The sequence below is a fragment of the Colwellia sp. KU-HH00111 genome (assembly GCF_040362745.1).
Classification (GTDB): Bacteria; Pseudomonadota; Gammaproteobacteria; order Enterobacterales; family Alteromonadaceae; genus Colwellia.
Genome location: NZ_BAABWO010000005.1, coordinates 15521 through 38077 on the forward strand (window position 1 = coordinate 15521; position 22557 = coordinate 38077).

At 38.7% G+C, this 22557-nt stretch carries 21 protein-coding genes and 1 other RNA gene; 6 read left to right on the top strand and 16 right to left on the bottom strand.

The window, feature by feature from the left end:
* Positions 1–11: 11 nt before the first annotated feature.
* The 3 genes from ABXG98_RS10310 to rnpB form a co-directional block, all read right to left on the bottom strand.
* Positions 12–1916, bottom strand: a complete 1905-nt coding sequence (locus ABXG98_RS10310) for a putative bifunctional diguanylate cyclase/phosphodiesterase (protein ID WP_353538600.1) — start codon at positions 1914–1916, stop codon at positions 12–14.
* Entirely contained in the window at positions 1909–3039 is a 1131-nt protein-coding gene (locus ABXG98_RS10315; RefSeq protein ID WP_353538601.1) for an FIST signal transduction protein, read from the bottom strand. The genes ABXG98_RS10310 and ABXG98_RS10315 overlap by 8 nt, the downstream gene beginning before the upstream one ends.
* A 327-nt stretch (positions 3040–3366) precedes the next feature.
* Positions 3367–3767, bottom strand: an RNA gene (rnpB, locus tag ABXG98_RS10320) — RNase P RNA component class A.
* A gap of 329 nt (positions 3768–4096) precedes the next feature.
* Between rnpB and ABXG98_RS10325 the strand changes: the two genes are divergently transcribed.
* The gene (locus tag ABXG98_RS10325; protein WP_353538602.1) at positions 4097–4648 is read left to right on the top strand and encodes a PEP-CTERM sorting domain-containing protein; all 552 of its coding nucleotides are present in this window, start codon (positions 4097–4099) and stop codon (positions 4646–4648) included.
* 534 nt (positions 4649–5182) lie between these two features.
* Here ABXG98_RS10325 and ABXG98_RS10330 read toward each other — a convergent pair.
* The gene (locus ABXG98_RS10330) at positions 5183–8311 is read right to left on the bottom strand and encodes a S8 family serine peptidase (RefSeq protein WP_353538603.1); all 3129 of its coding nucleotides are present in this window, start codon (positions 8309–8311) and stop codon (positions 5183–5185) included.
* Between the two features lie 574 nt (positions 8312–8885).
* Complete coding sequence (locus ABXG98_RS10335) at positions 8886–9329, bottom strand: DUF4124 domain-containing protein (RefSeq protein WP_353538604.1); 444 nt, start codon at positions 9327–9329, stop codon at positions 8886–8888.
* Between the two features lie 143 nt (positions 9330–9472).
* Between ABXG98_RS10335 and ABXG98_RS10340 the strand changes: the two genes are divergently transcribed.
* Positions 9473–10375 (top strand): peptidoglycan DD-metalloendopeptidase family protein, encoded by a 903-nt coding sequence (locus ABXG98_RS10340; protein ID WP_353538605.1) that lies wholly within the window; start codon positions 9473–9475, stop codon positions 10373–10375.
* Here the strand turns inward: ABXG98_RS10340 and rsmI are convergent.
* Complete coding sequence (gene rsmI, locus ABXG98_RS10345) at positions 10365–11216, bottom strand: 16S rRNA (cytidine(1402)-2'-O)-methyltransferase (protein WP_353538606.1); 852 nt, start codon at positions 11214–11216, stop codon at positions 10365–10367. The genes ABXG98_RS10340 and rsmI overlap by 11 nt on opposite strands.
* An 89-nt stretch (positions 11217–11305) precedes the next feature.
* Here rsmI and ABXG98_RS10350 point away from each other — a divergent pair, with 89 nt between their 5' ends.
* From ABXG98_RS10350 to ABXG98_RS10365, 4 genes are read left to right on the top strand one after another with little or no spacing between them, the layout of a single operon-like run.
* Complete coding sequence (locus ABXG98_RS10350; protein WP_353538607.1) at positions 11306–13291, top strand: penicillin-binding protein activator; 1986 nt, start codon at positions 11306–11308, stop codon at positions 13289–13291.
* Entirely contained in the window at positions 13278–13652 is a 375-nt protein-coding gene (locus ABXG98_RS10355; protein ID WP_353538608.1) for a YraN family protein, read from the top strand. Before ABXG98_RS10350 ends, ABXG98_RS10355 begins: the two co-directional genes overlap by 14 nt.
* Positions 13653–13687: 35 nt before the next feature.
* Positions 13688–14278, top strand: a complete 591-nt coding sequence (locus ABXG98_RS10360; RefSeq protein ID WP_353538609.1) for a phosphoheptose isomerase — start codon at positions 13688–13690, stop codon at positions 14276–14278.
* Positions 14279–14283: 5 nt separating this feature from the next.
* Entirely contained in the window at positions 14284–14880 is a 597-nt protein-coding gene (locus ABXG98_RS10365; RefSeq protein WP_353538610.1) for a BON domain-containing protein, read from the top strand.
* 122 nt (positions 14881–15002) lie between these two features.
* Here the strand turns inward: ABXG98_RS10365 and ABXG98_RS10370 are convergent, their stop codons facing one another.
* From ABXG98_RS10370 to mlaD, 10 genes are all read right to left on the bottom strand, one after another.
* Positions 15003–15494, bottom strand: coding sequence for a ClpXP protease specificity-enhancing factor (locus ABXG98_RS10370; protein ID WP_353538611.1), 492 nt, complete (start codon positions 15492–15494; stop codon positions 15003–15005).
* Entirely contained in the window at positions 15494–16135 is a 642-nt protein-coding gene (gene sspA / locus ABXG98_RS10375) for a stringent starvation protein SspA (RefSeq protein WP_353538612.1), read from the bottom strand. Before sspA ends, ABXG98_RS10370 begins: the two co-directional genes overlap by 1 nt.
* 116 nt (positions 16136–16251) lie before the next feature.
* Positions 16252–16950 (bottom strand): cytochrome c1, encoded by a 699-nt coding sequence (locus ABXG98_RS10380; RefSeq protein ID WP_353538613.1) that lies wholly within the window; start codon positions 16948–16950, stop codon positions 16252–16254.
* A complete protein-coding gene (locus ABXG98_RS10385) occupies positions 16950–18215 on the bottom strand; it encodes a cytochrome b (RefSeq protein WP_353538614.1) in 1266 nt (421 codons plus the stop codon). Before ABXG98_RS10385 ends, ABXG98_RS10380 begins: the two co-directional genes overlap by 1 nt.
* Positions 18215–18817, bottom strand: a complete 603-nt coding sequence (petA, locus tag ABXG98_RS10390; protein ID WP_353538615.1) for a ubiquinol-cytochrome c reductase iron-sulfur subunit — start codon at positions 18815–18817, stop codon at positions 18215–18217. The genes ABXG98_RS10385 and petA overlap by 1 nt, the downstream gene beginning before the upstream one ends.
* Before the next feature lie 434 nt (positions 18818–19251).
* Positions 19252–20526, bottom strand: coding sequence for a UDP-N-acetylglucosamine 1-carboxyvinyltransferase (gene murA / locus ABXG98_RS10395; RefSeq protein WP_353538616.1), 1275 nt, complete (start codon positions 20524–20526; stop codon positions 19252–19254).
* A 152-nt stretch (positions 20527–20678) separates the two neighbouring features.
* Positions 20679–20930, bottom strand: coding sequence for a BolA family protein (locus tag ABXG98_RS10400; RefSeq protein WP_353538617.1), 252 nt, complete (start codon positions 20928–20930; stop codon positions 20679–20681).
* A gap of 57 nt (positions 20931–20987) precedes the next feature.
* A complete protein-coding gene (locus ABXG98_RS10405; protein ID WP_353538618.1) occupies positions 20988–21299 on the bottom strand; it encodes an STAS domain-containing protein in 312 nt (103 codons plus the stop codon).
* 3 nt (positions 21300–21302) lie between these two features.
* A complete protein-coding gene (locus ABXG98_RS10410; protein ID WP_353538619.1) occupies positions 21303–21998 on the bottom strand; it encodes an ABC transporter substrate-binding protein in 696 nt (231 codons plus the stop codon).
* 23 nt (positions 21999–22021) lie between these two features.
* Entirely contained in the window at positions 22022–22492 is a 471-nt protein-coding gene (gene mlaD / locus ABXG98_RS10415) for an outer membrane lipid asymmetry maintenance protein MlaD (protein WP_353538620.1), read from the bottom strand.
* Between the last annotated feature and the right edge of the window lie 65 nt (positions 22493–22557).

Genomic DNA, 22557 nt, shown 5'->3' on the forward strand with positions numbered 1-22557 from the left:
TTAAGGCGTAGTTACCGCTCAATAGGCATGCTTTTGACATATTGGAGCAGTAATTGCTCAGAAACAGGCCGACTAATATGATAACCTTGACCAACGTGACATTTTTGTGTTGTCAGCATGGCCATAATACTATCTGACTCAATGCCTTCAGCAATAACTTTAAAACCTAGGTTAATGCCAATATCGATAATACTTTTGACAATCGCTTTCGACTTGAGATCTTCATGAATGTTTTGTACAAAACTTTTATCTATTTTTAAAAAGTCTAACTCCATATCTCGCAAGTAAGCAAATGATGAAAAGCCTGTGCCAAAATCATCAATTGCTAGCTTAATGCCATGTGATCTTAACTTTGCTATTTTTTCTTGTACATTTTTGATATCAGTAAATAAAATTGACTCTGTTAACTCTAGTTCAATAAGTGCCGGGTTAATTTTATTTTCTCTAATAATTTCAAGTACTTGCTCTGCAAATAAAGGGTCAGCAAAGTCTATAGCTGAAATATTTAGCGCAATTGACAGATTCGCTAATTCAGTCCCTTGCCATTTTCTCAGCGTTTGACACGCCTTTTTTAACAGCCAATGAGTAATGTCTTTAATTAGACCGCTTTTTTCTGCTACATGGATAAATTCATCTGGATAGATGAGCTCCGAGGGTGTTTTTTGCCAACGGATAAGTGCCTCAACACCGCAAATGCTATTATCTAACAAAGAGATTTTCGGTTGATAATGTAAAACAAAATTTTCTTTTTGAATGGCTTCGCGTAATTGGTTGTCAATCAGTACGCTATTAAAGGCAATTTTTTCTAGTTTTTCATCAAAAAAATGATAGGAGTTTTTTCCTAATTCTTTTGCTTGATACATTGCCATATCAGCCTTGCGAATAAGTTCAGCAGAGTCTAATGAGTCATCAGGTGACAGGCTAATACCAATGCTGCAAGACATATAGTACTTTTTATCTTGAATATAAAAAGGCTCTTTGCATAATTCAAGAATTCGCTCATTGATTTTAACAATATCTGATACATCCATTATATCTTCTAAAATAACAACAAATTCATCTCCGCCAAGGCGCCCGAGAATATCCTCTGCTTTTAACGAGGCTTGAACTCGATTTGCAAACTCAATGAGATATCTATCACCTTCATGATGTCCTGCAGTATCATTAATCTTTTTAAAGTCATCTAAATCAATAAAAAGCAAACCTACTTTAGTGTGATGACGATTAGCCATCTTAATGGTATGGTTTAGCACATCTAAAATTAATGATCGGTTTGGTAAGCCGGTGAGCGCATCATGGTTTGCTTGGTGTTGCAAGAGCTGTTCATTCCTTCGTACTTCGGTAATATCTCGACAACACCAAACTCGGCCAATCAGTACCCCATCAACTACCTCAGGAACCGTGTAAAACTCATGATAGCGTTGATCTATGGTTGGGAAAAAGCCATGAAGAATCGCGAGTTCATTTTCTCTTATCGGCGTTATATCGTTCGAAAATTTTTCCCTATCAGCAAGCCGGTCCATAAATAAATCACAGGTCATAACCTCGTCTTGATTGATTTGATTTGCATCTAACGCTAAAAACTCAATTGCTGCTTGATTAAGTGCTTCAATGACGTTATCACGACTAAAACTAAAGATTGCTTCGGTAGTTGCATTAAATAATGCATTTTTTTTAGCGATTAATTTTTCTAAATATCGTTGATTTTTGTTATTTTTTTCTAAATTATCTTTTAAACTGTTATTGATTTCATTAAGTTCATCTGATGACAAGGTTAGCGTTCGCTCCATAAATATTCGCTCTTCTTCTTGTTGCGCAAATATTTTGGTAATTTCACCAATAAAGTCATTAACACTTTGATCATTTTTAAATTTGTCTAAATGCCTTTTTGTAAGACGCTTTAGTACTCTATTCATCGATTTCACATATTGTTGTAATTGTCATCGTTTGGTTGTGTAGCGCACAAGAGTTACTATCTACCATTGGCGATAATTCACCATAAGAATAAAAACCGGTATAGGTCCATTGTTCACCTAAGGTATCTTTAACTACTGCCAGCTCCTCTTCACAGTAATCAGCTAAGACAATCCTTCGACCCACGCAGCTAATGAGCAAAGCTAGACCATTAGTTTGGCAAGGGTTAATATTTTTTAATGCATGCTCTGCAGCAATTTCAGCGCCATCAATAAGCTTACTGGTATTAGCGCGCATTAGCTGTACAACCGCTCCTTCTGGCACATCACCCGCAAAAATCATTGAGCCATCCTGCTCATTAATATTAAGTATGGTTCTTGTCATGCGTTTACCATCAATTTTTAACACTAAAGGAAAGAGTAAAGCAGACGAAGGCAAATCAGCTGCATGTGGGCCTAAATATTTTTTGTATAAAGTTAACGCCGGCACATTATCTAATTCATATAACACATTACTTGCTGACTTGGTAATAGCTCTGTCCGGCCCAAAGGCATCCCAACCGCCAATACAACCGTGACCTAATGATAATTTATCACCATAGAAACCTACTAGCACAATTTGCCCTAATTCAACGGCATCATTGTGCCAAACCAGTGTTTCTGTAAAATTGATTCCATCACCTGCTAAGCCACCAGTTATTAATACTCCCTCCGGTAATGATGCTTGTAAGCCATTCACTAAATCAGTCCCGTTGATCTCATGACCATTGGACAAAACCATGACATATTTAAGACCATCTTGAAATAAGTCTTCGGCCAAGCTCTGAGCAACTGCTTTGGTTGAACCACCATTAAATGGAGCACTTTTAACTGCGATGCAAGTATGAGCAAACTCGATAGCCGTTAAACACAAACTATCATCGTAAATGTTCGTGTCTACTACTTCTCCCGAGGTGGTACAACCCACTATTTCTGCTTTTGGGTAACAGAGACTAATTTGTGCCATAATAGCTTGGTTATGAATGTAATCTCGGTTACCAAACAATAACACTAGATCTGCATTTTCAATACTTTCTAAGCGTTGTTGCCAAGCCCCAGAAAGATAAACATTTTGATGGAATTTCATAGACCCTCGACAACAACTTGAACGCTAATTAACAATAACGCTCGTAATTATGTTAGGTATTATAGCACATTACCGCAGGAGTATTATGAGATCTAAGTTTTCTCACTTGGTAGTTTAGCTGAAGTGCTTGTGTGCTTGATCATGGAACAAAATATAATTAATTATGACTCAGCACGCTCTATATACAGCTATTTTTTTTGATAGCGCAATATAAACTAAGTAAGATTATGCTAGAAACTTGAAAATCAAGAAAAGAAATATAAGGATGGGATAACCTGATCTTAGCAAACCGCTAGATCTAAATTATAGATCAAGCGGTTACTAAAATTTGTGAGTCAACACATAAGCCGGGTTTTGTATCTTTTCAAAGAAAAGTGACAATCATTCGTCTAGGCCTTAAATCGCTCTAAGGCTCAAGCAACCTACCCGGTTTCCACGCGAGCCACGCTTATACAAAATTAACTTTCATTAACTTTGTCATGAAACCCTATTTGGTCTTGCTCCAGGTGGAGTTTACCCTGCAATTACTGTTACCAGCAATCCGGTGCGCTCTTACCGCACCCTTTCAGCCTTACCTGTGCTATTGCTAGCCATCGGCGGTCTTCTCTCTGCTGCACTTGTCGTCGGCTTACGCCGCCCAGGCGTTACCTGGCACCCTGCTCATTGGAGCCCGGACTTTCCTCCCCCCACTAAATAAATTAGTAAGCAGCGATTGTCTCGTCAACTCGGGGGAGCATTCTACTTGTTTTAATCAAAATGTCCATGATAAAGCGCACGTTAAGGGTTGATAACAACACGATCTGATAATCTTAAATAATTGTTACCGCTTTAAACACAAAGAAAGCTTCAGTGTCAGCTTTCTTTACACAAGCTCCCCCTCTTGTTAACGAAAAGTAAAACAGCTGTTAAATAAATCGCAAACCACTGATAATAAAGACTATAACCATATAGGAATAACTTTTGCATAATCATGGACGGGTTAAATGTAAATGGGTTATCTAGTAAGGCATTTACAATCAATAAACATATAAGAATATAAAATAAAATAGGAAGTAACATGTTGAATAAGTTAGTTTTACACGTTTTTTTATCGCTGGCATTAGCCTTTAGCTTTGCTGGTGCAGCCAACGCAACGTTAATTACACAGGATATCATCTCAGAAGTAGATGGTGTTATTGGTAACATTTCAATTAATATTGATAATGCACAAGTATGGGACATAAATGAGTCATACGTTGAAAATTTCGAGCAATTTCAAATGTTTGGCATAGACATGCTTGATTTATCAGATGCTGGTTTAAATAACATATATTTTAATGCTTATTTTAACCCTAATGATTTGCTCGCTGGAATCCATGCTTTAAGCTTTGATATAGATGACGTATTAGGATTCTTCGCATGGGCTGGAGAAATTTGGGATTCTTCATTTTGGAATGATCCGTTAGTTAATGAAAATACTGTTGATGTTTTTGACGGTCCAAATAATATTTTATACTTCGCTAATGACGTTACACTTGGACAAGCAACGGTCGATGTACCTGCACCAGCAACATTAGTATTATTTTTAACTGCTTTGATGGGACTAGTAGTTCGTCAAAAAAACAGTTAAAAAATCGATATAAATACTCAAAAAGCTCTACTTCGTTAGAGCTTTTTTGTGCCTGTAAGAACTATATAAATCAACGCTAATACAACCCATGGTATATCCCAATATCACGTCTATCGAAGCAATACTTTCTGTCTAATGAGCCCGCTAGAGATAACAGACTAGCCCTTAAAACGATAATCCCCCTCTATCGACCGTTTTTATGTGCCGTAACATGCCGTGAAGTTATTCACTCATATGACAGCTATCAACTTACCTAGCTTTTTTCTTGGCTCGATTTCAATCAATAACAAGATAACTTATGTACGTTAATCAATCCGCCTGTAGTGCACTTATTTAGCCAAGTATGAATATTCAGCGATAGCGCGCAATACCCTCTGACACTTCGAGCGTTTTCGCCATGATAAGCTCTTTTGCACAATATTAATAAAGTGCTCTTGGTGTTTAGACACAAAAAAAGCCCCCTAAGTTATACTAAGAGGGCTTTGAATTATGTTTTTTTAAGGGCGCTTAATTCAAGCGCATATTGATAAAAAACTAGTTCTGTAACTCAACAACAGTAGTGCCTTCAGCTTCACCTTCATCATTATAGTAAGTTACCGCACCCATATAGGTAGAGCCTGTTGGTAACCCTCTAGTCATGATAGTGGTGTAGTTAAATCGACCTTCAATCGCTCTACGACTTGCACTTACACGAGTACTAGTTTCAGCTTTATCGGCAATCCAACCAATCATGGTGTAATCAGTGGACTCTGCAGCGCCAGTAGAGTAGCCGTGAATCATAGTTACATAAACATTACCAACACTTACATCAGCAGCTGGCTCAGGGTTAGTTAGCACAACATCTTCATTAGAGCCTGCATTTAATGAGCTATCAACCTGTGCACAACTCCACTCAATACAGCGATAAACGTATAGATCTAAATCTGCACCATCTTCTGTTACAAATGCATCTGCTAAGCTAAAGCGAACAACTTTTGATTCAGCAGGTATTTCGAACATATGATAGTCAGTACCTGCGCCTAAAAATTCAAATGTCTGAGCAGGATCAGCTGCTACATTGCCATCTGTGCCAAACGGTGCAACTAAACCTGTGTAATCGATACTGGTGTTGCCTGAGTAAAGCATTTTAACAGGGAATCTAAAGCGACCGCGCTTCATGGTACCTGAAATTAACTCTGGCACTTCAATTTTAACCGTTGGGCTAGCTTTAATTGCAAGCGGCAGTCGGACTGAATGATCTGCAGTATCTGTCCAAGTAATCGCACCAAATTTCCAAGCACCAATTTCACTTGCTTCTGTTTTGGTAAAGGTTACAGCAAAGCTTGCAGTGCCATCAGCATCAATCTCTAGTGTGGATGCTGGTGTTTCATTACCATCGCCATCAAACGTTTTAACGCTTACTTCAAAGCCTGCTGGTGCTTGAACATTCGCTGTATATACAGATGCTGCACTGGTTGCATTAGTGACCGTTCTGTAAATAGTTTCTGGCTCAATAAGCTCAGCAATAGCAATTGAAGGTAAATTTAATTGACTGGCGTCAGTACTAAAACCACTAGCCGCTAAATCGGCACATGTTTGGCCGTAACCTTCGACAAAGCTCCCTTTATCTTGACCGCAAAGGAATGCCAAATAATCACCAAGGTTAGTATCAAATAACAAGCCTGGATCTAAGGCAGAAACTGGGTCAGCATGCCCTGAGCCAAAATCATATGGGTCGGCTTGCGTTGTACCATCTTCTTTAGTCAAATCTTGACGTGCTGTAGTCATTAATGCAGATTTAATTTGTGCAGGACTCCAAGCGCTGTTTGACTCTTTAAATAGTGCAGCCATACCAGCAATATGCGGGCTGGACATTGAAGTACCTTGTAGATACTTGAATGTTTCACCATGTGCTTCAAACATAGGAGCAGAGGTAGTTGCTGCTAATATTTTCACACCTGGTGCGGTAATATCAGGCTTAATAATATCATAGGTATTTAAGTTCGGGCCACGAGACGAGAATGACGCCATGGTATTACCCACTTCAACCGCGTCTTCTGAAGCTGCATTTTCGGTAAACATCACGGAAGTACTTTCAGCAGCAACACTTGCAGTTAAAGCTTGACCATCGGCAAATGAAATCATAGAGCCAGGAATAGCCACCGCTGGATCGGTACCACCCATAGCAAATGCTGAAGTGCCATCATAGGTATAAACAACAACACCAAGCGCACCGGCATTTTGTGCATTGATAAACTTTTCAGTAAAAGCACAACTACCACGTGCGATAAGTGCTATTTTACCTGCTAAATCAGCGGCATTAGTTAACGGATCGGCATTACACGCCTCAACAGGCTGTGCTATTGTCAGTTCACCCGCAAGCTCAGCTGCAGCTGGAGCAAAACTAGCAGGAACAGACATTAATGAAGAGCCAGCAAGGGAGCCTGTAGTCACCTCAAGTGCTTTACCAATTACTTTAGAAATACCATCATACGTCGAAGCTGCAACACTCGTTACCCAAGGAGCAGGAGTGCCAATTGTTTCAGCATCAGGACCATCATTACCCGCAGATACTGAAACAAAAACACCCGCAGCTGCAGCATTTAACATAGCAGCAGTTGATGGGATAGTTAAATCAGTTCGGCTGCCGCCAATAGAATAATTGATAACATCAACACCATCGGTTACAGCGGCATCAATAGCTGCCATGGTATCACCGTAAAAACACCCGCGTTCTTTATTGCCTTCAGGGCTCTCATAATCACTATTCCAACACGCTTTATATGCAGCAATACGCGCTCTAGGAGCTATACCTGATACAGTGCCCACAGCTAAACCTGAGAGGGCTGCATCAACATTTTCATTACCACCAGCGGTGCCGGCGGTATGGCTACCATGACCATCGGCATCACGAGGTGAATCAAATTCACCTAAAGCGTACTGGATATCGTACTGGCTTTTAAAGCTTGCATCAAAATAACGGGCACCAATAAGCTTATTGTTACAAGCAAATTCTGCATCAGTTCCTGTATCACAAACACCTTGCCAACCTAAGCTCACTGGATCAGAGTAAGAATTGTCGTCAGCAAAACTTGGGTTTTCAGGCCAGATACCAGTATCAATAATACCGATTATGACATCTTCACCTTTAATATTTAAACTATGCTGTCCTTGAGGGCTTGTTAAACCTAAAAAAGCCGGTGTATTTGCAGTATTTACAATTTCTAGTTGATCTTCCCAAACACCAATAACATCTGGGTGCGATTCTAATTTAGCTTTTTGCTCAGGTGTTAACTTAGCCGAAAAACCATTATAAGTATGTTTAAAAGAATGAAGTATATTGATCGAGCCAATGCTACCAGCAACTTTATTTTGTTTATTCTCAAGTGCGGCTGTATAAGCCATCATGGCTGGGGTATAGGCATTGTAACGATTACCCGTATTAGCCACTAGTTGGTTCGATGGTAACAATTCTCCAATATCTTGTGCTTGTGCTATGGCTGTTTTACCTTTTAATTGCACAATGAAGCCATTAACATTTTGCTTCTTATTGATAGCTGTACTACTTGTGTCTTTAAATTTACTGATATCACCAGTGACTTCATTAGCAATGACTGTTGCAGAAGTACCTGCCGTAATTGCTAGTGTAATCAAACTCCCCAGTATGGATTTTTTAAAATGCATTTTTATCTCCAGTTTATTGTTATATTTCGCTAAGCATTGTTTTTGCTTTTATATTCTCATCAATATTCATGAAAATCGCGATCCTTACTATTAAGCAAAAATAGTGCCTTTGTTATAGGGGTGTTAACAGACTGTATTCTAGGTAGGTTAAAGCGGCCTTCTTAGTTAAATTTAATTAGACAAAGTAAATAAAATGTAAATATATTTTACATTAATTTAATCTTTGCCAGCCATTAATAATTATATAAACACCATTTTAATGTTGAATATTTGGAAAAATCAAAAAACTTAGAATTTCAGCCTGTAATGACAGATGAAAACTGTTAAAAAATCATCAATTGAACTAACAGCAAACAGCAAGCTATTTGTAAAAAAAGTTGACACCCGTATAGTTAACATATAGGAAAGGCAAGTTAAGCCATTGATATAAAGTGCCTTATCTTATAAGGGAGGTGTTTTAGTAAACTGATGAATATTCTTTATAAAACGCATCGCGGCTTAAATGACATAACTCGCGGCTTAAATAACATAACCGAAAACTAACAAAATGTGTGCTGACACTCGCGCAGTTTCACTAACGACAACTCTTTTTATAGGCTTTAGTCAGTTTTTGGTGCTTTGCTTTCAATTGTTCATCGCTATAGTAACTCTGCTCACCTTCAGGTGACATTGAATAAAAGCGACCACCGTGTTCAAGCGTTGCTAATTTGCTCTTTAATACATTACAAAAGATTTGTTTTTTTCTTTTTTGCTCAGCATTTTCTTTCGCTTTTTCAGCTTTTTCTGCTTTAGTTTTCAAATAATTTTGTTGCCATTGGCTATCTGAAGTTACGGTTTTGGCAATATTAGTATTAACTTTAGGTTTAATCGTGGCGGCTTTTTGATTAATGACAGGTTTGTCACTAAAATGCACCTTGCCGTTTTCGTCAGTCCAAGTATAAATTTTTGATAAGGCATTGCCTGTGAATGTAATGCCTGCAATAAGTATCACTAAAGATAACTGTTGACGCTTTTTCATAATATTCCTTTATTAATAAATTAGAGGTGATGCATATAATTAACAATGTTCTGTGCAATATACCTTAGCATAACTTTATTCATAAATGACAGGCTGTTATGATGAATTCGTTGGTGAGGTTTGTTTAAGCAAGGAAGTTATCAATGCAAAAGCGATTATTTATCTTTATTGTTCTATTTTTACTATTCAGTAGTTCCAGCACTTGTTATGCAAAAGAACTATATAAATATAAAGACGCCAATGGTCATTGGGTATTTAGCGATCAGCCTCCGCAGAAAGATCTAAGCTTCGAAACGTTCGAATATAAACAAAAGAATAAGCCTATCAGTAAAATTGAACTGCATAACGTTAAAATGAAGTCTGGTTACACCGTGTATGCCAAGAATAACTTTTACGCGCCCATCGAAATAGCGTTCATTTCTCCTTATACTCAAGTCTTAATTCGCAAAGTAATTCCAGCACGCGCAACTGAAGCCATATTAGAAGGTACCACTAAGGCGTCTAATTTAAATTATCAATGGGCGCTAGGTGATCCAAATAGTGTTGCACAAGCATACAGCTATCATGCGCCTTTTTCTTCACATAAAGGCCATAAAATCACCCAGGCGTTTAATGGTCAATTTTCCCACAATAAAGAATATAATAAATATGCTGTAGATATTGCTATGGAGATAGGCACGTACTTAACCGCGGCAAGAGCTGGTACCGTAGTGTGGGTAAAAGATGACTACCATATGAGTGGCACCAGCCAATACTTTTTAGATAAAGCCAATGTAATAAAAGTGCTGCATGATGATGGTACTTTTTCATCTTATGCCCATGTGCTAATGGATACAGCATTAGTCAAAGAAGGTGATAAAATAGTTTTAGGTCAACGATTAGCACGCTCTGGCTCTTCCGGCTTTTCGACAGGGCCGCATCTACACTTTTCTATTTCAAAAAATTCGGGCCTAAAAAATGTAACCCTACCATTTACATTTTTGAACGCAAAAGGCCAGCCATTTACCCCCAAAACCGGTATAAAAATGGTTGGGGTTAGGCTTTAAAGCTTAATGCTAAGTCATATAAAGCGTTTTTTTTCACACCATGAATTTCAGCCGTAATGGCACAAGCTTTTTTCGGTTTCATTTCAGCTAATAACAGTTTCAGTGTTTTGACTACTTCACTTGAAATATCATTGCGATCAGCTTGATAACCTTCAATCACTAATACCATTTCTCCTTTTAACTGATTCGGGTCTTGCTCAAGCCAAGCGAGTAAGTTTTCGGCATGATCAGAGTGCACTGTTTCAAACGTTTTGGTTAACTCTCGGGCAATAACAACATAGCGTTGTGGACCTAGGGTCTCGACAATATCTTTTATCGTGTCAATAGCCCGCCTTGGGGCATCATAAAACACCATAGTTCTAGGCTCAGCTGCTAACCCTTTTAATACACTTTGGCGTGCGCCAGATTTCGATGGCAAAAAGCCTTCAAAGGAAAACCTATCTGTTGGTAAACCAGCCACACTTAATGCTGAGATAGCGGCGCACGCACCGGGTATAGGCGATACAGCTAAACCTAAACTCCGACAATGTCGCACTAAATGAAAACCAGGGTCACTGATTAACGGAGTGCCTGCATCAGAAACTAAAGCAATACTTTTACCTTCTTGTAGCAAGCTAGCAATATAATCTTGACGTTGCCGTTCATTATGATCATGCATTGATATGGTTTTATTTTTAATAGCAAAAGCCGAAAGTAATTTTTGCGTATGACGCGTATCTTCACAGGCAATAATATCAACCTGCTCTAAGGTAGCTAAGGCTCTTGCACTAATATCACCTAAATTTCCAATCGGCGTGGCGATTATGTATAAAGTACTTGGATTGATCTTATTTTCACTCATGTTAAATTACTTAATTGAATAGTTGTGACTCACTGCAATGGCGTTTATTATAACCTTACACTGAGATAAAAATGCACGGATTTCTCCACTTGAATCAAACTTATTTTCCAGTATCTAATTACATGGATGCCGTTTTAGTAAAACCAGCTAAAAATATACGTTCAGGGTTTTGTATCAGCTTGTTGTTAATTACGGCTGTCATCCTGTCTGCTTGTAGCACTCCCCCCAAAATAACAACTAAAGAAATAACGATCACTCCTGCTGAAAAAAACATCATCACCACCAAAAACGCGAAAGAAATATTGGGATTAGCACAATCAATTAATAGCAAACTTGCGTCTAGTTCCCCACAAATTCTATTACAGCAAACCAAGATCATAACGCTGTTAATTGAAGCTAGTGAGTTATATTTACAACAACACAATTATACTGAGGCACTTTGGTTAGCCAGCCAAACCGCCGAATTGGTAACAGGTGATGTTGAAAACTCCTATCGTTTATTACTAGTAAAAGCGTCAAGCTTATATGCACTTAATTACAATAAACAAGCACAACAGCAATTAGCACTGACTGAACAGTTGGTCGCTTTAACTCAAACTAATATTTCCTTCCAGGCACTTGAGTTAACCTTAGACTATTATTTATTACTGAGTAAAATATTATCAGCACAAAATAAACCGGTATTAGCTATCGCGGCACAATTACAGGCATTTGCCTTAAACCCGGAAGCATCTACCGAAGATGCCTTTGCAATTTGGCATGAATTACAAATACTTGCGCCATGGCAATTAGCACAACTTGTTGAATCTCAACCTCCTTTTATCAAAGGTTGGCAGCAGTTATTGCTTTACAGCCAAAAGTTTGGTGCCAATACAGCGCAGTTTTCTCACTATTTACAGTTATGGCAACAGCAAAATTCAACACACCCAGCCAATAGTATTATTGCCCAATTGCAATCAACTAACGCCATTGTACATAGTGTTGAGAAACCAGTAGAACAAGTTGCGATATTATTGCCGTTGAGTGGTAACCAGAAAATGGCTGGTTTAGCAGCCCAGCAAGGTGTTTTAGCGGCATATAATGATAATTCCACTACGCAGCTACATTTTATCGATACTCATCTGTTGGATTGGCAAACTCTGGCAACGCGTGTTAGCGAACTTAATATTGATCATATTATTGGCCCCTTGTTACGGGATAATGTTGATGAGTTTCTCATGTTAAGTCAGCATGAAGTTGCATTACAAGTACCAACCTTGTTACTTAACTTATCCGCTGATTATCAATTAGCATCCTATCAAGTAGCATTATCGATGCGACCCGAAGACGAAGCTGAACAAGCCGCTGAAACACTGAGTTTGAGACACTACAAAAACCCTATTGTTTTAAGTCACCAAGACAATATATCTTCGAGAATCGCCAAAGCTTTTACCCAACAGTGGCAAAAATCATCAGGACAACCGGTTGATATTGTCTATTTCAATCAAGGCAAACAAATGCAAACAAGCTTAAAGTCTAGTCTCGATATCAACACTAGCGAAATGCGAATTGCTCAGTTAAATGGCCGCTTGAAGCATAATATTAAATCTGAACCAAGAAACCGCCGTGACATCGATATGATTTATTTAATTGGCAGCGATGCACAAACTCGGTTAATTAAACCTTACATTGACGTAAATACCAGCCCGTTTGCTGACATTATTCCCGTTTATGCGAGTTCAAGAAGTCATAGTAGCTTTAATGATAAACATCACACCAATAGCACCAATGATCTGCAAAACTTAACCTTCACGCAAATACCTTGGCTGTTGCAGTCCTCACAACAGAACAAAGCGCTAGTCAAGTTAAGTGATAAATTATGGCCTAAACGAACCGACAGCTTATCCCGTATCTTTGCAATGGGCTATGACAGCTACAACTTACTTAGCACAGCTTTTAGCATGAAAGAGCTTCCTTATATTCGCCATTTCGGCCAAACAGGGACATTATCACTGAACAACAATAATATTCTTACCCGTAGTCTTATCTGGGGGCGCTATCAGGATGATAAGGTGATGCAGGTTGTTTTGGAATAAAAAGCAAACCAGCCATAGTCGAGGGGTCGCTACAGAATCGTTTGCAAGACAGTACCTAATAGAAAAAGGTCTAGCCTATATCGATTCCAACTTCCATTGTCGTCAGGGTGAAATTGACTTGATAATGCAAGATGGTTCAACTTATGTGTTTGTAGAAGTTAAATACCGTAAGAATAGTAATTTTGGTGGCGCAATTTCAGCTGTTTCCTTATCCAAACAAGCAAAGATTAAACATTGTGTTGCATTTTTTCTCCATAAAGCCAAATTAAATGAATATAATACCCCTTGTCGTGTTGATGTTATTGCTTTAGAAGGTGATATCAATCAACCACAGGTTACTTGGCTAAAAAATGCATTTTAGTCTGATTAGTTTAAAACCGGAGTTAGCTATCACCCATGTTAGAACAGATCCAGAATAATTTTACCGAAAGTATTCAAACTCAAATTGCTGCCACCGAAGCGATTTCTTCCGCTATAGAGCAGGCTGGCATGATGATGGTACAGTGTTTGTTATCCGATAATAAAATGCTAGCTTGCGGTAATGGCGGCTCTGCGGGGCATACCCAACATTTCTGCTCACAATTATTAAATCGTTTTGAAACTGAGCGTCCAAGCTTACCAGCTATTTCACTAGTAGCAGGCAGCACAACCATAACGTCCATCGCAAATGATGCTCAATATGATGAATTATTTTCTAAACAAATTCGCGCTCTTGGAAATAGTGGTGATATTTTAGTTGCCATTTCAACCAGTGGTAACTCACGCAACGTGATTAAAGCAGTTGAAAGTGCGGTATCACGTGATATGCCGATTATTGCCCTTACCGGCCATGATGGTGGCGATATAGCGGGTTTATTAGGTGATGGCGATGTGGAAATTAGAGTTCCATCCTCACGCACTTCCCGTATCAATGAGGTGCATTTAATTGTCTTACATTGTTTATGTGAGATCATCGACACCACTTTATTTCCTCAATCGGAGTCTTAATAGCCATGATGAATTATGTTTCCTTTACTCGCCAGCAGCTAACCAAAGTATTAGTTGTTTTATTATGTATTACAACATTACAAAGTTGTACTGTTGCTACAGTTGTCGCCATTACCGCTGGCGCGAGTATGGCCACAGACCGCCGCAGTATTGGTAATCAAATTGACGACCAAAGTATTGAAGTAGAAGCTTATAATGAAATCACTAAAAATAAAGCCATATACAATAATACTAATTTACACGTTGTCAGTGTTAATGGCTCGGTATTAATTGTCGGTCAAGCACCCACTCAACATTTAAAAGCCCAAGCGATAAAAATTCTAAATAATATTAATAATGTGGTACGAATTCATGACCAAATCCGTATTGGCAACAAAACCTCAGTTACCACCCAAACTAATGATGTCTGGTTGACGTCAAAAGTTAAAACCGCGTTGTTTTCAAGTGATGGCGTTAACGGTAAAAATATCAAGGTGGTAACAGAAAATGGGGAAGTGTTTTTAATGGGAATCGTCTCTAAAAAAGAGGCGGATATCGCGGTAAAGGTTACCCGTAATATCAGTGGTGTTAACCGCGTTTATAAGGCTTTCGAATATTTATAACACGTTGAATCTGTTATATATAGCTCAACGCCAATTCAACAAAGCACATGTCGCTATTGCCGGCATTCCAACCTGAAATTTTATTAAACAAGGTTGTCTGCCCATAATAGCGACATAGTTGCTTACTTGATCACCTTTAAGCTAGGTTTACCCTTGGCCGATTTTTTCGGTTCAGTACTCGCTTTAGTGGTCGAAGCAACAGTACTTAAACTCGGCTTATGCTTGCTAGTTTTAGCTTCAGGCTCATCTTTTACCACGTCTAGGTCTTGCTCTTCACTAGGGTGTTCTATGGGTAATGAAGTACCAGCACCATTTTCTTTAGCGTAAATAGCAGCAATTGCGCCGTAAGGCACAAATAAGTGCTCAAGTTTACCGCCAAAACGCGCACTAAACTCAATACCATCTGCACCTAAAGCAATTGAGCCTATCGCAGAAGATGCTATATTTAAAACAATTTGACCATCGTTTACATAAGACATTGGCACTAATACACCATACACACTGACATCTACCACTATGTAAGGCGTTAAATCATTATCTGAAATCCAGTCATAATAAGCCCCAACAATATAGGGCTTATTTGAACTCATTTTCATAGAAGACGAGTCATCCATTAATCTGTATCACCAAATCTTAATTCACGCTCAGCTTCAGTTAATGATGCTTGGAATGACTCACGTTCAAACAAACGCAACATATAAGTTTTAAGTTCTTTAGCACCTTGACCTTCTAGTTCGATACCAAAAGCAGGTAAACGCCATAATAATGGTGCTAAATAACAGTCAACTAAACTGTATTCTTCACTCATAAAATATGGCGCTTCATTTAGAATAGGTGCCACACTTAATAAGCTCTCTTTTAGTTCAACACGGGCTTTTTGCGCTTCTTCAGCACTACCTGTTAAAATGTCGTTGGCTAAACTGTACCAATCATGTTCAATTCTGTGCATCATTAATCGGCTACGACCACGTGATACAGGGTATACCGGCATGAGTGGTGGATGCGGGAAACGCTCATCTAAATATTCAATAATGATTTTAGCTTCATATAAGGCTAACTCGCGGTCAATTAAAGTCGGTACCGTGCCATAAGGATTTAAGTCGATTAAATCTTCTGGCAAATCGGCTAAATCAACATAATTGATATCAACCCCAACGCCTTTTTCTGCCAATACTATACGTGTTTGATGACTATACATATCATCAGCATGCGAGAATAACGTCATTACTGAACGTTTATTTGCTGCTACGGCCATAGGGCCTCCTATTCATTATAAAGCAAAAGCGCGATTAAACTCCTAAAGGTAGGAACTCGTTCGCGCTATAAATATCATTGTAAAATAACGAGATAATTCATCCCGTTTTTTTATTATTAATGAACGTCTCTCCAATACTCTTTCTTAAGGAAATAAGAAATAATAAAGAAGATAAACAAGAAGATTAATACCTTGTAACCCATACTTTCACGTTCAAGTTTACTTGGCTCGCCAACATACTCTAAAAAGTTAGTTAAATCACGAACCACAACATCATATTCTTCAGCAGTTAAACTACCGCCCATCGCTGGCGTCACATTCCCCTGCTCGTCCAGTGAACTAACACCTTGTAGGTCTTGTAACACGTGTGGCATACCCACATCTTTGAATACTTTGTTATTAACGCCAAATGGGCGTTTATCGTCCATATAAAAAGAACGCAAATAAGTGTATATCCAATCAGGGCTACGTAAACGAGCTTCAAGGGTTAGATCCGGTGGCGCAGTACCAAACCAGTTAGCCGCTTCTTTGCTCGGCATAGTGTTAGTAATATGATCACCGACTTTTTCACCAGTATACATGTAATTTTCAATACCATCTGCTTCATCAATACCTAAATCGGTAAAAGTGCGATTATAGCGTTGGTATTGTAACTGGTGACAGCCTAAACAATAGTTGATATAGGTTTTAAAACCATTTTTTAATGATTCTTTATCGGTTAAATCATTATTGGCTTTGTCTAAGTGCATACTTGGGCCAGCGGCGAAAGCAAATAATGGAACAAGTGCACAAATTGCTAAAAGTAACTTTTTCATTATTTAGAAATCCTCTCAGGTACTGGCTTAGTTTTTTCGTTCTTACTGTAAAACCATAACGCGATGAAGAAACCAAAATAACCAAAACTTGCTACTGTTCCTATCATGTTATTTAATGGTGTTGCTGCTTTAGTGCCTAAATAACCCAAAACTAAGAAAGAAATAGCAAACTGGATTAAGTTAACTGTGTGTAAAGTACAACGATATTTCATTGATTTAACGGTACCACGGTCGAACCAAGGTAAGGCAAACAACATAATAATTGCACCAAACATAGCAACCGCACCAAGTAACTTATCAGGCACAACACGCAAAATCGTGTAAAATGGGCCAAAATACCAAACAGGTACAATATGTTCAGGTGTTTTCAAACCATTTGCTGGCTCAAAGTTTGGCGCCTCAATAAAGTAACCACCGCCTTCTGGTGCAAAAAACATGACCCAACAGAAAACAATTAAGAACCCTGCAACACCCATAATATCTTTAACCGAGTAATACGGATGGAACGGTATAGCATCAACAATATCGTACTTATCCGTATATTGTTTATGGAATTTAAATTTACTTTGTTCTTCTGGTTTTATTGAGCCTTTTTTCTTCTTGACCTCAACCCCTTCAGGGTTATTAGAGCCTACTTCGTGTAATGCTAAAATATGTAAAAACACCAAAATAACTAACACTAGCGGCATTGCAACTACGTGTAATGCGAAGAAACGATTTAAAGTAGCACCTGAGATAACATAGTCACCTCGAATCCATTGGGTTAAATCATCACCAACAATCGGAATAGCACCAAAGAGCGAGATGATAACCTGTGCTCCCCAATACGACATATTACCCCAAGGTAATAAATAGCCCATAAACGCTTCAGCCATTAATACCAAGAAAATCAACATCCCGAAGATCCACAATAACTCACGTGGTTTTTGATACGAGCCATACATCAAACCGCGCATCATATGTAAGTAAACTACAATGAAAAATGCTGAAGCACCGGTTGAATGCATATAGCGTAATAGCCAACCGTAATCTACATCACGCATGATGTATTCAACAGATGCGAATGCGCCATCACCTGAAGGTTCATAACTCATGGTCAACCACACACCCGTTAAGATTTGGTTAACAAGTACTAACATGGCTAACGAGCCAAAAAAGTACCAAAAGTTAAAGTTTTTAGGTGCTGGATATTGTGCCAAATGCTTATTCCAAGCATCAGTTAAAGGCAAGCGTTTATCCATCCATGCCATAAAATTAGTTAACATTATGCAGCTCCTTCATTTGAGTCAGGTCCAACACCAATTAATAATGTGTCTTCACTGGTGAATGAATGCTCGGGTACCATTAAATTTAATGGTGCTGGAACGCCTTGGAAAACACGACCAGCCATATCAAACTTACTACCATGACATGGACAGAAGAAGCCATTAGGTACACCATCAACAAACTGGTCGAAGTCGCCAACATGGTGAGTAGGAGCACAACCTAGATGCGTACAAACACCTAATGCTACTAAAAATTCAGGTTTAATAGAGCGATAAGCATTGGTGGCATAAGCAGGCTGTTGTGCTTTTTCAGAAGCAGGATCGCGTAACTGATCATCGTGTTTCGCTAACCCTTCCAGGGTTTCTTTTGTACGGCGCACTACATAAACAGGTTTACCACGCCATTCTGCACGGATTAATTGACCCGGCTGTAATTTACCTACATTGACTTCTACTGGAGCACCCGCCGCTTTCGCGCGAGCACTTGGATTCCAGGAACCAATGAAAGGCACAGCCACACCAACCACTCCAGCTCCACCAACAACGGCAGTTGCCGCAGTCAAGAAGCGTCGGCGGCCGTTATTTTCAGGCACATTGCTCATTCACACTCTCCAATTCACATTGACTACCAAACAACATCAGTCACTACCCTCTAAAAAATAGCACAAAGCATCTCCCTCTTTGCACTTAAATAGTAAGTGTTTTGTTTGATTAAATTAATACCAAGCGGTATATCGACAAAAAATTTTTATGATCATAAAGAAGTAGGCTATTTTTTACAAGGTAAAAAGCCATCTAAGCACTGTAAAAATAGAATTATTTTGATATTTATCACTATAGCGCTCAATTTATCAGTTAAGCTTATAATGTTTATTTATAGTGGCAATCGTTTTCTTAAATGAAGGGGGAATGAAATAGTCAACATCTTTGATTTGGAAATCAGCGGCTATATCAACATTTAAACAGCTCTCCGGCGCAGAAAACCCAGTGAGCTGTTTAAATTTAAAAGAGCCTAACGATCTTTGCAGGTTATTATTTACATGCTAATACGAGTAATATCTGCACCTAGTGCTTGTAGTTTATCTTCTATCTTCAAATACCCGCGATCAATATGGTAAATACGATCTATTTGTGTCGGTGATTTTGCCACTAAACCTGCTATTACTAAGCTGGCTGATGCACGTAAATCGGTCGCCATAACTTGAGCGCCATTTAAAGAGTCAACCCCTTTAACAATAGCAGTATTACCTTCAAGCGTTATGTCTGCACCCATGCGTTGTAATTCAGGCACATGCATAAAACGGTTTTCAAAAATAGTTTCAATAACAGTTGCTGTGCCTTTAGCCAGAACATTCATCGTCATTAACTGTGCTTGCATATCCGTTGGAAAAGCCGGATGTGGCGCAGTTTTTACGCTAACAGCCTTTGGCCTATGTGGCATTGATAACTCAATCCACCCTTCACCCTCGCTACTGGTGCCAGTGGTAATATCTGCCCCAGCTTCCGTTAACTTTGAAATAACAGCTTCTAACGCACTTGGATCAGTATTCAAACACTTCACTTGTCCTTGAGTCACTGCGGCGGCGACTAAGAATGTACCGGTTTCAATTCTATCTGGCATCACGCTATACTCGCTGCCTCGCAGCTCACTAACACCTTCAATAGTTAGCGTATCAGTACCAGCACCATTAATTTTAGCGCCCATGCTAATTAAACAGTTGGCCAAATCGACAATTTCAGGCTCTCGTGCCGCATTTTCAATAACCGTAGTACCTTGAGCCAATGCAGCAGCCATCATTAGGTTTTCTGTACCGGTAACACTGACAACATCCATGAAGATATTGGCACCTTCAAGTCGGCCTGCTTTTTTGGCAATAATATAACCATTTTCAACATCAATATCCGCAGCCATTGCTTTTAAGCCTTGAATATGAAGATTCACTGGTCGAGCACCAATGGCGCAACCACCAGGTAAAGACACTTCAGCATGCCCCATACGTGCAAGCAAAGGGCCCAATACCAAAATTGACGCACGCATAGTTTTAACAAGATCATAGGGCGCACAACATTGGGTAATATTACTCGCATCAATGGAGAGTTTACTATCACTTAACCATTGTGTTTTAGCACCCAACTGACCTAATAGTTTCACTGTGGTTAAAATGTCATTCAGCTGCGGAACATTACTAAAAACAATGGGTGTTTTTGATAACAGTGCTGACATTAAAATAGGGAGTGCGGCATTTTTAGCCCCAGAGATAGTGACTTCGCCACGTAGTGGCTTGCCACCAATTACTTTAAATGCGTCCAAAATAACTTACTTTCTTAATGTTGATTGATAAGGAGGAGACTGCTCGTCAGTGCCCTGTGTATATTTAATTGAAAACAGTATTACATTAATTGGTTCAATGAGCAGCTTTTTTCTTTATGAATGCTAAACAAGCACTCATATTGCTAACTAAATTACATATTAAACAATTTATCACGTTGCCATTGCGCTTTAGAAAATGTTTTTACCGTCACTGCATGTATACTGCCATCTTTAATGGCATCAGCAAGGGCTGCAAAAACCACTTGCTGGCGTTTAACGCGAGAGAGATCCTCAAACATATCGGCCACGGCTACAACGCTACATTGTGAGCCATCAAATTTAACGTGCAATTCATCAAGGGTTAGCGCGTCATTTATGAGTTTTTCTATATCTTGTACTTCCAAGGGGAATTCCTTAACTATTACGAATTGTTTGTGATAACTATCAATATCTCGATTAATTTATCTTTGTTCTGGCAAAAAGCCTGCTACACCACTTAAACGAATTAATTTATCTAGCTTAGCAGGAAAATGGCTAAACGTAAGCTGACAATTAACATGATTGGCATGCTCAAATAAATAAAACAGCCAAGCTAGCCCTGCGGTATCAATGCGCGTCAGTTGTTGCAAATTAACAATCGAGCGCTCTTTAGCTACTAACTGTTTAAGCTCTTTTTTTGTTATTTGCATAATAGTATGCCTTGTTAACTCACCCACTAACTGGTTGCTGTCGTGGTTTGTTTCAATCGTTATACGTCTAGCAGATTCTGTCACGTGTTAACCTGCTTTCTTTTCAGCAGAGTCATTTTGCTGTGCTTTATTTTTGAAAACAATATCGCGTTCAGCTTTTGTTTTTAATAACTCAGTGACGTAAGGCAGGCCTTTTTGACGAATAATGCTATTAAGTTCAGCTTGTTTACTGTCTAACAAGCTAACACCTTCAGCAATCATATCAAAGGCCTTCCATTGATTAGTTCGACGGTCTTTTCTTACTTTAAAAGACACATCAATATTATCTCTGCCAGCCATAATAACCCGTGTATCTACGGCTACTATTTTCTTATCATCAAAATTTTCTGCCGGCGCAAATTCAACCGGTTGTTTGTCATACAAAGTGAATACTTGCGCATAAGAAGTAACTAAATACTCTCTAAAAACAGGTACAAAATCTTCTCGCTCTTGAGCGGTAGTGTTCTTTAAGTGAGGGCCTATTACTTTAAATGCAGAGTATTTATAATTAATATAAGGCATCAATTCTTCACGCACAATAACCTTAAGAAGGTTAGGATCTGCCTGAATTGCTAATTGCTCATTTGCAAAACGCTCAAAAGTTTTGCCCGCAACCACTTTAATCATATTATAAGGATCGGTTTTATCTACTGTGGCTTCTGGCTCTACAGCATATGCTGCTGGCATTAACACACTCAAAAGCATGGCCGTTATAAGCATGATGGCTTTTAAATTACTATTCATTTTAATCGTCCTATCTTCCATTATTAATCTCCACTTCCTTGGCTAAATAAAAATTGTCCAATTAACTCTTCTAACACTAAAGCTGGCTTGGTATCTTCAATATAATCATTTGGCTGCAGTATTTCGACTGATTCGTCGATAAAACCTGGTTGTAAACCAATGTATTGCTCGCCTAACAAACCTGCAGTTAAAATGGCTACAGAGGTTGCTTCAGAAAACTGGTTATATTGTGCATTTATTTCCATAGTTACCACTGGTGTGAAGTCATCTTGATCGAGTGATATATCACTCACTCGACCGACAACTACACCACCTACCTTGATAGGTGAGCGCACTTTTAAGCCACCTATATTATCAAATTTAGCAAATAAGTTATAACTAGCCCCATTGCCGGAAACACCGCTATCAGCAACTTTTAGCGACAACATCAGTAATGCAGCAATACCCAAAGCAACAAAAAAACCCACTAATATTTCTACTTTTTTTGACATCATGTCATTCACCCAACGCCTTATTACAATTTAGGTAAACCTTCGCTTACCATTATGGAGAGTTTATA